Source organism: Pseudomonas sp. SO81 (genome assembly GCF_030374125.1).
GTDB lineage: Bacteria > Pseudomonadota > Gammaproteobacteria > Pseudomonadales > Pseudomonadaceae > Aquipseudomonas.
In genome coordinates this window covers 457659-470686 of sequence record NZ_CP126126.1, presented here as the reverse complement: position 1 = coordinate 470686, position 13028 = coordinate 457659, and the positions used below count along the sequence as shown (strand labels likewise).

Here is a 13028-nt window from a genome sequence, read left to right as displayed (position 1 = left end):
TCAGGCGAAGCGGCAGGTCAGCGGTCGGCCGGGTGCGACATCGGGTCGCATTAGCAGAAGGTCGCGGGCGCCGAGCGGCGCCCGTGGAGGGAGGATCATTCGTTGGCGAGGGTCGCTTCCACCGCTGCCGGCTTCTGCGACAGGCTGTAGACGTAGGCGGCCAGCAGGTGGACCTTGTCTTCGCTGCCCACATACGACAGCTGCGCCGGCATGTGGCCGCTGCGGCCGTAGCGGATGGTCTGCTGCAGCTGGGCGAAGCTGCTGCCATAGATGAAGGCGCTGGGGTTGGTCAGATTCGGTGCACCCATGCTCGGCGTACCCTTGCCGTCCGCGCCGTGGCATGCGAAGCAGGTGCCGGCGAAGATCTTCTGGCCAGCGCCGATGTCCGCAGTCTCGCCTTCCGGCAGCTTGCGTCCGGCCAGCTCGGTGAGCACGTAGGCGGCGACGTTGCGTACGCCGTCCTCGCCGATCATCGCGGCTTGCGCAGGCATCATGCCGCTGCGGCCGCCGGCGATGGTCTGTTTGATCGCCTGCGCGTCGCCGCCCCAGCGCCATTCCTTGTCGGTCAGGTTGGGGAAGCCATAGGCGCCCTTGGCATCGGAGCCGTGGCACACTGAGCAGTTGGAGGCGAACAGGCGGCCGCCCATCTTCAGTGCGCGCTCGTCCCGGGCCACCGCTTCTACCGGCAGCTTGGCGTAGCTGGCGTAGATCGGGCCGTATTCCTTGTCGGCCTTGTCCATCTCGCGCTGCCACTGCTTGACCTGGGTCCAGCCGCCTTCGTAACCCGGCAGCTTGCCGGCGAAGTTGCCCAGACCCGGGTAGAGCAGCAGGTAGGCGCCGGCGAAGATCAGCGTGCCGAGGAACAGCATGAACCACCACTTGGGCAGCGGGTTGTCATATTCCTCGATGCCGTCGAAGGCGTGGCCGAGGGTCTCTTCGGTGGTGCCGGGGCGCTGGCCCTTGCGGGTGGCGAACAGCAGCCACAGCAGGGCGATCAGGCTGCCCAGGGTGAGCAGGGTGATGTACCAGCTCCAGAAAGTGGTCATGTCCGATTACCTCTTGTTCTTCAGGCTGGTGCCGAGCACCTGCAGGTAGGCGACCAGCGCTTCCATCTCGCTCTTGTCCTTCACCGCCGCCTGGGCGCCGGCGATGTCTGCGTCGCTGTAGGGCACGCCGAGGGTACGCAGGGCCTGCATCTTGGCGCCGCTGTCCTTGCCGTCGAGCTTGTTCTCGACCAGCCACGGATAGGCCGGCATCTTCGATTCCGGTACCACGTTGCGCGGGTTGTACAGGTGCGCACGGTGCCAATCGTCCGAGTAGCGGCCGCCGACGCGGGCCAGGTCCGGCCCCGTACGCTTGGAGCCCCATAGGAACGGGTGGTCCCAGACGCTCTCGCCTGCCACGGAATAGTGGCCGTAGCGCTCGGTCTCGGCGCGGAACGGGCGGATCATCTGCGAGTGGCAGCCGACGCAGCCCTCGCGGATATAGATGTCGCGACCTTCGAGTTGCAGTGCGGTATAGGGCTGCATGCCCTTGACCGGCTGGTTGACCACGTCCTGGAAGAACAGCGGGACGATCTGGGTCAGGCCGCCGATGCTTACCGCCAGGACCATGAATAGCGCCAGCAGGCCGACGTTCTTCTCGAGTATTTCGTGCTTGCTGCTCATCAGTGGGCGACCTCCACGGGGATCAGGGCTTCGGCGTCGTATTCGGCCGGCTTGGCGGCGCGCACGGTCAGCCAGGTGTTCCAGGCCATCAGCAGCATGCCGAGCAGGAAGATGGCGCCACCGGCGACACGGATCACGAAGCCCGGGTGGCTGGCCTCGAGCGCCTCGACGAAGGAGTAGGTGAGGGTGCCGTCGTCGTTCACCGCGCGCCACATCAGGCCCTGGGTAATGCCGTTGACCCACATGGAGGCGATGTACAGCACGGTACCGATGGTGGCGAGCCAGAAGTGCGAGTTGATCAGCGGCAGGCTGTGCATCTGTTCGCGACCGAACACTTTCGGGATCAGGTGGTACAGCGAGCCGATGGAGATCATCGCCACCCAGCCCAGGGCCCCGGCGTGTACGTGGCCGATGGTCCAGTCGGTGTAGTGGGACAGGGCGTTGACGGTCTTGATCGCCATCATCGGGCCTTCGAAGGTCGACATGCCGTAGAAGGCCAGGGACACCACCAGGAAGCGCAGGATCGGGTCGGTGCGCAACTTATGCCAGGCGCCCGAGAGGGTCATCATGCCGTTGATCATGCCGCCCCAGGACGGAGCCAGGAGGACTAGGGACATGACCATGCCGAGCGATTGAGCCCAGTCCGGCAGCGCGGTGTAGTGCAGGTGGTGCGGACCGGCCCAGATGTACAGGGTGATCAGCGCCCAGAAGTGCACGATGGACAGGCGATAGGAGTACACCGGGCGCTCGGCCTGCTTGGGCACGAAGTAATACATCATCCCCAGGAAGCCGGCGGTGAGGAAGAAGCCCACGGCGTTGTGGCCGTACCACCACTGGACCATTGCGTCGGTGGCGCCGGCATACAGCGAGTACGACTTGGTCAGGCTGACCGGCAGCTCCAGGTTGTTGACGATGTGCAGGATCGCCACGGTGAGGATGAAGCCGCCGAAGAACCAGTTGCCCACATAGATGTGCTTGGTCCGGCGCTTGAGCAGAGTGCCGAAGAACACCAGGGCGTAGGCGACCCAGACGATGGTGATCAGGATGTCGATCGGCCATTCCAGCTCGGCGTATTCCTTGGAGCTGGTCCAGCCCAGCGGCAGGCTGGTCGCGGCCAGGACGATCACCAGCTGCCAGCCCCAGAAGGTGAAGGCGGCGAGCGTGTCGGAGATCAGGCGGGTCTGGCAGGTGCGCTGTAGCGAGTAGTAGCTGGTGGCGAACAGGGCGCAGCCACCGAAGGCGAAGATCACCGCATTGGTGTGCAGAGGGCGCAGCCGGCCGAAGCTGGTCCACGGCAGGTTGAAGTTCAGTTCGGGCCAGGCCAGCTGGGCGGCGATGAACACGCCGAGCCCCATCCCGACTATGCCCCAAACCACCGTCATAATGGCGAACTGGCGGACCACCTTATAGTTGTAGGCGGTGCTGCTGGTTGTGTTCATGTGTTGGGCTTCCATCCACGGTTAGGAAAAGCAGGGCAAGCATGGGTAATGGCAAGTTGACGGTTATTGACGAGGATCAATGCCGAGCGCGGGGATGGCTTTGGAACGGGGCGGACGGAATGTCGCAGGCCACCCTGATCCTTGCTCACGGCGCCGGTGCGCCGATGGACAGCGACTTCATGCAGCGCATGGCCGAGCTGCTGGCCGCGCGCGGGGTGAGCGTGCTGCGCTTCGAGTTTCCCTTTATGGCCGAGCGGCGTTCGGGCGGTGGCAAGCGCCCGCCCAATCGGCAGGCGCAGCTGCTGGAGTGCTGGCGCCAGGTGTATGCCGAGGTGTGTGCACAGGTGAGCGGGCCGCTGGCCATCGGTGGCAAGTCCATGGGCGGACGCATGGCCAGCCTGCTGGCGGACGAGCTGGGTGCCGACGCGCTGGTCTGCCTGGGCTATCCCTTCTATGCGGCGGGCAAGCCGGAGAAGCCCCGGGTGGTGCATCTGGCTGAGCTGCGAACGCGCGCGCTGGTGGTCCAGGGCGAGCGCGACGCGCTGGGCAATCGCGAGACGGTGAGCGGCTACCGGCTTGCGCCGACCTTGCATGTCGAGTGGCTGGCAGCCGCGGACCACGACCTCAAGCCGCTGAAGGCATCAGGCTTCAGCCATGAGCAGCATTTGCAGAGTGCGGCAGACAGGGTGGCGGCGTTTCTGCGTGGCTGATGAGCGCGCACAAAAAAAGGGCCGGCGATTGCCGGCCTTTTTCATGGGGTAGCGGTCAGCGGTTGAAGCGCTCCACCAGCGAGTACTGGTCCTTGGCGGTGGAGGTCAGCTCCTCGCTGAGCTGCGCTGTGCTGTGCGCCTCGCTGGAGGTCTGGTCGGCCAGCTGGGCGATGGTGGTGATGTTCTGGTTGATCTCGTCGGCCACCGCGCTCTGCTCCTCGGCAGCGGCGGCGATCTGATTGGCCATGTCGGTGATGTTGGCCACCGCGTCGCTGATGCCCTGCAGCGCCTGGTCGGCCTGCTGTACGCGCTCCACACCCTCGTCGGCCTGCTTGCGACCGATCTCCATGGTCATCACCGCTTCTTCCGCGGTGCGCTGCAGCTTGGCGATCAGCGCGTGGATCTGCCCGGTGGACTCGGCCGTGCGCTGGGCCAGCGAGCGCACCTCGTCGGCCACCACGGCGAAGCCACGACCCATCTCGCCGGCGCGCGCCGCCTCGATGGCCGCGTTGAGCGCGAGCAGGTTGGTCTGGTCGGCGATGCCTTTGATGACGTCGACCACGCCGCCGATTTCGTTGCTGTCCTGGGCCAAGCGCGACACGGTCTCACCGGTCTCGCCGACGGAGGTCGACAGGCGCTGGATGGCGTCGCGCGTTTCCGCGGCGACGTTGCGCCCCTCGCCGGTGAGGCGGTTGGCCTCCTGGGTGGCGATGGCGGCGCGGGCCACGTTGCTGGCCACTTCCAGGGTGGTGGCGGCCATCTCGTTGATGGCGGTGGCCACCTGCTCGGTTTCCACGCGCTGGCGTTCCAGCCCGGCGGAGCTGTTGTGCGCCAGCTGGTCGGCCTGCTGGGCCTGGCTGGTGAGGCGCTCGGCGGTGTCCTGCAGGCGGGTCAGGCAGGTGCGCAGACGCGCTTCCTGGCTGAGCATGGCCATTTCCAGGCGGGCCTCGGCGCCGCGGCTGTCGGTATACATCTGCGCGATCAGCGGGTCCGAGGTGGTCTGCTCGGCCAGGCGCAGCAAGCGCTTGACCCCGCGGGTCTGCCAGCTGATGCCGGCCAGGCCCAGTGGCACCGAGAGCAGGGCAGCCAGCAGGAAGCCCCAGGTCGAGCCCATCCAGTGGCCGATGAGGAAGCCGATCTGGCTGATCAGAATGAATGGCAGCCAGGCCTGCAGCACCGGCAGCCAACGATCGGTGGCGGGGATGGCCGGCTTGCCGGCGTTGATCCGTGCGTACAGCGCCTCGGCGCGGCGGATCTGTTCGGCGCTGGGCTTGACCCGTACCGACTCATAACCCACCACCTGACCCTTCTCCAGAATCGGTGTGACATAGGCGTTGACCCAATAGTGGTCGCCGTTCTTGCTGCGATTCTTCACCACGCCCATCCATGGGCGGCCCTTCTTCAGGGTCTGCCACATATGTTCGAACACGGCGGGCGGCACATCCGGGTGGCGCACCAGATTGTGCGGCGCACGCAGCAGCTCTTCCCGTTCGAAGCCGCTTATTTCTATGAAGGCCTGATTGCAGTAGGTGATCTGCCCCTTGAGGTCGGTGGTCGAGATCAGGCGCTGCTGGGCGGGGAAGGTGCGTTCGCGCTGAGTAACGGGCTGGTTGTTTCGCATGCGTAATCGCTTCTTGAACGGAGGGCTGTCTTCGGCACATCGGCCGCGCTGCGGGAAAGTTTAGCGGCGGCAGGCGGGTGAGGGGGAGCTTAATCTGTCCGCATGGATAGGATTGTTATATGCGAAGTAACTTCCAGAATAAGTAATGGTCCGGAAAAATATATGAAACTTCTTTGAGACAGTTCTGTCGCGCAGAACTTTCTTTGCCGTCTCGTTGATGGCTAATTGATGTCGCTTATTGCTGGATAATTGGCGCCCTTATAGTGGCTTGCCCATGCGCGGGTGACTACTTAATTGGCGTCAAAAAAACGACTTTAGATTCATTGGGAATAATATTCTTCTATTTTTACTTCGTGAAGTAACGCAAAAAACTAGGTGTTACTTTCTAATTTTTCCCTTGTATGCTGCGCCCTAGAGCCACATCCTTGGGTGTGTGCCAAAAAAACGACGCGCGCAAAGCGCTCGATCGGTTACCTCTGGTAACTAGGTCACTGTTTTCAAAGAAATAACTTTAAAACCTGCCGTTGCGGAACTTTGTTGTTTCGCAAGGCATCTGTTTTGCTCGGGGCTATTTCAATTTCTGTATCAATTTAGTTGGAACGGAAAATGGCCCCAGTGGTAACAGAGACCCGAGGAAGTTGTAGTCCTGTAGTCCGGTCTCGCGAGGTAGGCGACAGCCATGGGGCTGTCGTGTCGATCAACGCAAGGAGGAGATCGTCCAATGCGAATTAGCATCTTTGGGCTGGGCTATGTAGGGGCTGTGTGTGCTGGTTGCCTGTCGGCCAGGGGGCACCAGATCATTGGGGTAGACATTTCTCCGCTGAAGATCGAGCTGATCAACAGCGGCAAGTCGCCGATTGTAGAGCCTGGGCTGGAAGACCTGCTGCAGAAGGGCGTGAGCAGCGGCAAGCTGCGCGGCACACTGGACGTGCGCGAGGCGATTCTGGAAACCGATATCTCCTTCCTGGCGCCACCGACGCCGAGCAAACGCAACGGCGACCTGGACGTGTCCTACATCGAGGAAGTCTGCCAGCAGATCGCCAAGGTCCTCCCCGAGAAGACCACCCGCCACACCGTGGTGGTCCGCAGCACCGTGCTGCCGGGTACTCTGCGCAACGTGGTGATTCCGACCCTGGAGAAATACTCCGGGCTCAAGGCCGGCAAGGATTTCGGCGTGGCAGTGAACCCCGAGTTCCTGCGCGAGAGCACCGCGATCAAGGATTACGATTTCCCCGCCATGACCGTGATCGGCGAGCTGGATCAGACCTCCGGTGACCTGCTCACCGAGATCTACAGCGAGCTGGACGCTCCGATCATCCGCAAGACCGTCGAGGTCGCCGAGATGATCAAGTACACCTGCAACGTCTGGCACGCGACCAAGATCACCTTCGCCAACGAGATCGGCAACATCGCCAAGGCGGTGGGGGTCGACGGCCGTGAGGTGATGGATGTGATCTGCCAGGATCACAAGCTCAACCTGTCCAAGTACTACATGAAGCCCGGCTTCGCCTTCGGCGGCTCCTGCCTGCCCAAGGACGTGCGTGCCCTGAACTACCGCGCCACCCAGCTCGACGTCGAGTCGCCGCTGATCAGCGCGCTGATGCCGAGCAACGAGGCTCAGGTCCGCAATGCCTACAACCTCATTGCCAGCCAGGACAAGCGCAAGGTCGCGCTGCTCGGTCTGAGCTTCAAGGCGGGTACCGATGACCTGCGCGAGAGCCCGCTGGTGGAGCTGGCCGAGATGCTGATCGGCAAGGGCTTCGACCTGAAGATCTTCGATCGCAACGTCGAATACGCCCGTGTGCATGGCGCCAACCGCGACTACATCGAATCGAAGATCCCCCACGTCTCTTCTCTGCTGCGCTCCGACCTCAATCAGGTGGTAGCGGATGCCGACGTGATCGTCCTCGGCAACGGCGACGAGTTGTTTGAAACCGTGGTCCAGCAACTGCCGCCCGGCAAGAAACTGATCGACCTGGTCGGTTTCATGCGCCAGTGCAGCGACGAGGTCAAAGAGGGCCTCTGCTGGTAGCAACTGCTGTAGGTCAATGTGCACAGGGCGTTACAACAACAACAACGACGCCCCCGTTGCAGAGCAGTAAACCAAACGGGATTGGCAACCATGGAAAGTCTTCAAGGACGCCTGCGCAACGGCGCGGGCTGGCTGTTCTATTTGTCGATGTTGGGTGGCATGGCCTTGCTGCTGCCACGCAGCATCTTCGATCCGGAGTCGACGGACTTCCTGCTGATACTTGGCGCAGTAGGTATCTGGCGTTACTCGATGGGCGCGATCCATTACGTTCGCGGGCTCATCTTTCTCTACATCGTCTACCCGCACTATCGGCGCAAGGCGCGCCGGCTGGGCGAGGCGGCCGATCCTTCGCACGTCTACCTGCTGGTGACCAGCTTTCGTATCGACGCCTTGACCACCGCCGCGGTGTACCGCTCGGTGATCCAGGAAGCGATCGATTGCGGCTACCCCAGCACCGTGGTGTGCTCAATCGTCGAGCTGTCGGACGAGCTGCTGATCAAGAACCTGTGGAACCGCCTGGAACCACCGGCTCGCGTGCGTCTGGACATAGTGCGGATTCCCGGTACCGGCAAGCGTGACGGCCTGGCCCAGGGCTTCCGCGCCATTTCCCGGCACCAACCGGACAGCCGTGCGGTAGTGGCGGTGGTGGACGGTGACACCGTGCTCTCCGCCGGCGTGGTGCGTCAGACGGCGCCGTTCTTCACCCTGTTCGACAACCTTGGCGGGCTCACCACCAACGAGTTCTGCGAGGTGCGCGGCGGCTACGTCATGCAGGAGTGGCACAAGCTGCGTTTCGCCCAGCGCCACATCAACATGTGCTCGATGGCTCTGTCCAAGCGCGTGCTGACCCTGACCGGGCGCATGTCGGTGTTCCGCGCCGAGGTGGTGACCGATCCGGGCTTCATCGCCGACGTCGAGAACGACCATCTCGAGCACTGGCGTCTGGGTCGCTTCAAGTTCCTCACCGGCGACGACAAGTCCAGCTGGTACAGCCTGATGCGCCTGGGCTACGACACCTTCTACGTGCCGGATGCCTCCATCCACACCGTGGAACACCCGCCGGAGAAGAGCTTCATCAAGGCCAGCCGCAAGCTGATGTTCCGCTGGTACGGCAACAACCTGCGGCAGAACTCGCGGGCGCTCGGCCTGGGCATTCGACGTCTGGGGGTGTTCACCAGCGTGGTGATGCTCGACCAGCGAGTGTCCATGTGGACCAGCCTGCTCGGGCCCTCGGTGGCGATCATCGCCAGCGTCAAATACGGCTTTGCCTACCTGCTGATTTACCTGCTGTGGATTGGCCTTACCCGGCTGGTGCTGACCCTGCTGCTGCTGGCCTCTGGCCACAGGATCGGTCCGGCTTATCCGTTGATCCTCTATTACAACCAGATCGTCGGCGCACTGGTGAAGGTGTACGTGTTCTTCCGCCTGGACCAGCAGTCCTGGACGCGCCAGAAGACCAAGCTCAACCGCGATCTCGCCAGCTTCCAGCGCTGGTTCAACACCTGGTCGTCCCGAACCATGACCTTCTCCGCAGGCAGCGTCTTCGTCGCTGCCCTGATGTGGGTGGTCTGAAGCTCGTGACCCATCAAAGACTCTTGATTGCATAAAGGAACGAATATGAGCGCAGTGATCAGCCCCAGCATCAACAGCAACGTGGTTCATGAAGCCGAAGCCCAGCGCCAGTACGCGCGCCTCAAGCTGCCGGCGAAGATCCGTTACTTCACCCAGCAGGGCCAGGAACTGGAGGCACAGCTGCTCGACCTGTCGGTCGGCGGCTTCTCCTTCCATCCGGGTAACAACCTGCTCACCGAAGGGCAGTACTGCCGCGGCAAACTGATGTTCGAGGTCGAAGGCATCGGCTTCAACATGGACGTCGAATTCCAGGTGCGTTCGCTCGGTGGCAAACGCGCCGGCTGCGAGTTCCATCACCTGCGTCCGCGCGAGATCGCCACGCTGCGCTACCTGATCAGCTCCTTCCTCAGCGGCGAGCTCATCAACGCCGGTGATCTGATCAGCACCCTGCAGCGGGAGAACTTCACCAAGCCGCGCAAAGGCGTCGACGGTGCACCGACCGGCCTGTTCGGGCGTCTGCGCGCAGTGAGCCTGAGCATGGGCATCTTCCTGGTTGGCGTCGCGGCGTGCACCTACATCCTGTACCAGCTGTACGACATCTACTTCATCACCCATGCCGACTCTGCGCAGGTGGTAGTGCCTGGCCAGGAAGTGGCGATGCCGCGCGAGGGCTCCGTGCAGAGCCTGGTGAAGATCGGTGACGTGGTGAAGAAGGGTGCTCCGGTCGCGACCTATTCGGCCACCATGCTCGATGCGCTGAAGAACATCCTGCCGGAATCGGAAATGACCCCGGAGAACCTGGAGCGTCTGTTCAGCAAGAACATCCAGGGGACCCTGACCAGCCCTTGCGATTGCCGCGTCGTGGCGCAACTGGTGGGTGACGGTCAGGTAGCCGCCAAAGGGACCGCGGTATTCAACCTTGCGCCACTGGATAGCGTGGCCAGTGTAGAGGCACGCTTCCCTTACCGTGCCTTTGCCGATCTGCAGCCGGGCACCGCGGTGGACTTCCTGGTCGGCGGCGAAAAGACTCCGCGCGCGGGCACCATCACCAGCATGGCGCTGCAGGACGGCGGTCTGGCCTCCGACATCCGCGTCATGATCACGCCCCATGACCCGCTAGATAACGTGCTGGTCAAGCGTCCGGTTGATGTTCGCATTCAGCCGTTCGATGGGCTGTGGACTCGCACCACCGTGGCGGCCGGCAAATGAATAGGGTCATGCTGCTAGGTTGCAGTCTGTTGGTGGGATGTTCGACACCGGATCTGCAGCTGGCCAAGGATGCGAAGTTCCGCGGGGATACGGAAACGGCTGAGGCCAATTTCCTTCCCCTGGCGGAGCTCGGCTATGTCGATGCGCAGGTAGGGCTCGCTGATCTGCTGATCAAGAGCCCTTCCAAGGAAAAGCAGGCCAGGGGCGAGCAGATGTACCGCGATGCCATGGAGAAGTCCCCCTTGGCTCCCACGCGCCTCGGCAAATGGCTGGCCAGCAAGCCGGACAGCTCTGTACAAGAGCGCAACGAGGCGGATCAGCTGCTGCGTCGCGGGCTGCAGTTGGGAGACACAAGCACTGTGCTTCCCTGGGTTCGCGTCAAGCTGAATGGTCCCCTGGGCGCACAGGATCCAGAGATCGAGCGTCAGCTCGATCTCTGGCAGGGGCAGGGGATCGCCGAGGCTCAGCTCGGCAAGATCCTGCTGTACCGCGCCCGTGGGGACTATCAGCAGCACGTCGCCGAGATCGAGCAGACGTGCCAGCGCTGGCTCGCCCAGGTGGCCGAGTGTTATGCCGAGCTGGCGGTGATCTATCGCAGCCAGGGGCGTGGCGACGAGCAGGCGGCCCTGCTGGAGCGCATGCAGTCGGAGTTCCAATCCGGCCGCCTGCCTCCAGAGACCATGCGTGACGTGGCCAAGGCCCTGGTCGGCAGCGATGCCGGGCAGCCCGACCCGGAGGCGGCCAAGGGTCTCTATGTGGCGATCACCCCGACCTTCCCCGATGCCTGGTGCGACCTGGCGGAGCTGTCCATCCGCTATCCCCAGCTCGTCGAGAACTCGGAAGAAATCCAGGCCTATCTGCAGAAAGGCCTGGATGCTGGGATCAATCGAGCGGCCTACATGTTGGGGCGGCTTTACCTGCGCGGGAAGGTCATCCCGGCCGATCCGGTTGCAGCGGAAAAATACCTGCTGATGTCGGCCCCCCTGGAGCCCAAGGCCCATTACTTCCTGGGCAAGCTTTATGCGGGCGGGCAGCTGGGTCAGATCCAGCCGGAGAAGGCGCTCGAGCACTATCTGATCGCGGCGCGCGCGGGTGATGTCCAGTCCGACATTGACCTGGCCAGGCTCTTCAGCGACGGGCAGGGGGTGAAGATCAACAAGGTCTACGCCTACTCGTTTGCCAATCTGGCCAAGCAGGCCGGCCTGCCTTACGGCCAAGTGCTGATTGACCGCCTTGCGCCCAGCATGAACTCGGCAGAAATCGCCAAGGCTCTGGAGCTATCCCAGGGCGAAATGCGTGCGCGTGGTGACGAGCAGGTCAGCGCCACCCTCAAGACAAACAGTACGCAGGGAATGCTATGACAGTATCCAATCGTTCAATTGCTCTGCTTATTCTGGCTTCCGGATGTTCCGTTGCCTCGCTACAGGCGGCCGAGCTGCCATCGGGCCTGTCCTATGGAGCCAACGTAAAGATCACCGGGCAAAGTATCGACGATCAGGACCTGGGCACACGTGATGGCGGAGACTTCAACGGGGCTGGTATCAGCCTGCGCCCCTGGGTCTTCCAGCGCTCGGGTGACTGGAGCGGTTACGTTCTCGGCGAGGCCTTCGCGGCAACTGACGTCATCGAATCCGACACCAGCGAGTCGGACACCTTCGATCCGGACGACGCTCGCGAGCGGGACGACAAGTTTCTCGCTCTGCACGAGTTCTGGGTCGACTACTCCGGCTTGACGGCCTATCCCGGTGAATCGCTGCGCTTGGGCCGGCAGAAAATCAGAAGCGCCGATGGCCTGTGGTGGGACAGCAATATCGAGGCCCTGCGCTGGACCTTCGACACCACCCTGCTGAGCGCCCATGTGGGGGTTGCGGAGCGCTTCAGCGATTACCGCACCGACCTCGATGAACTGGCTCCGCAGGATGAGGACCGTGTCCATTTCATGGCCGACATCGCCAGGCAATGGCGCCCTGGTCACTGGGCTGGAATCAAGTTCCACCACAGCGATGACAGCGGCAACCTGAACCAGACCGGCGAAGAGCTTGGCGTTCTGGACAAGAACTACAACGGTGAAGCCACCTGGCTGGGCTTGGAGCTTAACGGCGACTTCTACAACCACCGCAGCACCAATCCGCTGAGCTATTTGGCGAGCGTTACCTGGATGAACGCCGATCTGGACTATCTGACCAGCTCGACGGTAGGCGGCACACGCCGAGTCACCGGGCAGCGCAGCGAGGATGTCGATGCATGGGCACTCGACCTGGGGCTGCGCTGGAACATCGACGACGCCTGGCGGGTGGGCACGACCTATACCCGGGCATCGGGAGGCGAGGAAGAGCAGTTCCTGCAAACGGACCTGCAGAGCAACCGCTCCAACTTCACGGGAACCAAGTCCTCGATAAACCGTTTCGGTGAGGCCTATCGCGGTGAAATGACCAACTTGCAGGCGGCCAGCCTGTTCGCCGGTTGGAACATCAATAACGAGTACGACGCCAGTCTCATCTATCACCGCTTCTGGCGGGTCGACGATGACTTCGATAGCAAAAGTGGCCTGCAGTCGAACATGGTTCCCGGCGAGAAGGACATCGGCCAGGAGGTCGATCTGGTGCTGACTCGCTACTTCGATGAGGGGCGTATTCCGCCTTCCCTCGGCTGGCTGGGGGCCAAGTCCGCTCTGGTCCGTTTCCGTGGCGGCCTGTTCTTTGCCGGAGATGCTTTTGCCGATGACACCGATTCGAAAATGCATCGGGCATTTCTCGATGTGGTTTGGCGCTACTAGAC

Annotated in this window: 10 protein-coding genes; 6 read left to right on the top strand and 4 right to left on the bottom strand. The window is 62.8% G+C overall.

Annotated elements, in window-relative coordinates; all coding sequences use genetic code 11:
• Window positions 1–95 precede the first annotated feature (95 nt).
• From ccoP to ccoN, 3 genes are read right to left on the bottom strand one after another with little or no spacing between them, the layout of a single operon-like run.
• The gene (ccoP, locus tag OH686_RS02150; protein WP_289535972.1) at window positions 96–1046 is read right to left on the bottom strand and encodes a cytochrome-c oxidase, cbb3-type subunit III; all 951 of its coding nucleotides are present in this window, start codon (window positions 1044–1046) and stop codon (window positions 96–98) included.
• A gap of 6 nt (window positions 1047–1052) precedes the next feature.
• Window positions 1053–1667 (bottom strand): cytochrome-c oxidase, cbb3-type subunit II, encoded by a 615-nt coding sequence (gene ccoO / locus OH686_RS02145; RefSeq protein WP_289535971.1) that lies wholly within the window; start codon window positions 1665–1667, stop codon window positions 1053–1055.
• Entirely contained in the window at window positions 1667–3106 is a 1440-nt protein-coding gene (ccoN, locus tag OH686_RS02140; protein WP_289535970.1) for a cytochrome-c oxidase, cbb3-type subunit I, read from the bottom strand. Before ccoN ends, ccoO begins: the two co-directional genes overlap by 1 nt.
• A gap of 41 nt (window positions 3107–3147) precedes the next feature.
• On the opposite strand from ccoN, the gene OH686_RS02135 reads away from it, so the two are divergent.
• The gene (locus OH686_RS02135) at window positions 3148–3816 is read left to right on the top strand and encodes an alpha/beta family hydrolase (RefSeq protein WP_354005279.1); all 669 of its coding nucleotides are present in this window, start codon (window positions 3148–3150) and stop codon (window positions 3814–3816) included.
• 55 nt (window positions 3817–3871) lie between these two features.
• On the opposite strand, the gene OH686_RS02130 is transcribed toward OH686_RS02135, so the two are convergent.
• Window positions 3872–5437, bottom strand: coding sequence for a methyl-accepting chemotaxis protein (locus tag OH686_RS02130; protein ID WP_289535968.1), 1566 nt, complete (start codon window positions 5435–5437; stop codon window positions 3872–3874).
• A 721-nt stretch (window positions 5438–6158) separates the two neighbouring features.
• Between OH686_RS02130 and OH686_RS02125 the strand changes: the two genes are divergently transcribed.
• The 5 genes from OH686_RS02125 (at window position 6159) to OH686_RS02105 (ending at window position 13026) form a co-directional block, all read left to right on the top strand.
• Entirely contained in the window at window positions 6159–7469 is a 1311-nt protein-coding gene (locus tag OH686_RS02125) for a nucleotide sugar dehydrogenase (protein ID WP_137972956.1), read from the top strand.
• A 90-nt stretch (window positions 7470–7559) separates the two neighbouring features.
• Window positions 7560–9041: a glycosyltransferase family 2 protein gene (locus OH686_RS02120; protein WP_289535967.1), complete on the top strand. Its 1482-nt coding sequence runs from the start codon at window positions 7560–7562 to the stop codon at window positions 9039–9041.
• Between the two features lie 45 nt (window positions 9042–9086).
• Window positions 9087–10250 carry a PilZ domain-containing protein gene (locus tag OH686_RS02115; protein ID WP_289535966.1) on the top strand — a complete coding sequence of 388 codons (1164 nt, stop codon included), beginning with the start codon at window positions 9087–9089 and terminating at the stop codon, window positions 10248–10250.
• An 8-nt stretch (window positions 10251–10258) separates the two neighbouring features.
• Complete coding sequence (locus tag OH686_RS02110) at window positions 10259–11611, top strand: tetratricopeptide repeat protein (RefSeq protein ID WP_289535965.1); 1353 nt, start codon at window positions 10259–10261, stop codon at window positions 11609–11611.
• Window positions 11608–13026: an alginate export family protein gene (locus tag OH686_RS02105; RefSeq protein WP_289535964.1), complete on the top strand. Its 1419-nt coding sequence runs from the start codon at window positions 11608–11610 to the stop codon at window positions 13024–13026. The genes OH686_RS02110 and OH686_RS02105 overlap by 4 nt, the downstream gene beginning before the upstream one ends.
• Window positions 13027–13028: the final 2 nt, after the last annotated feature.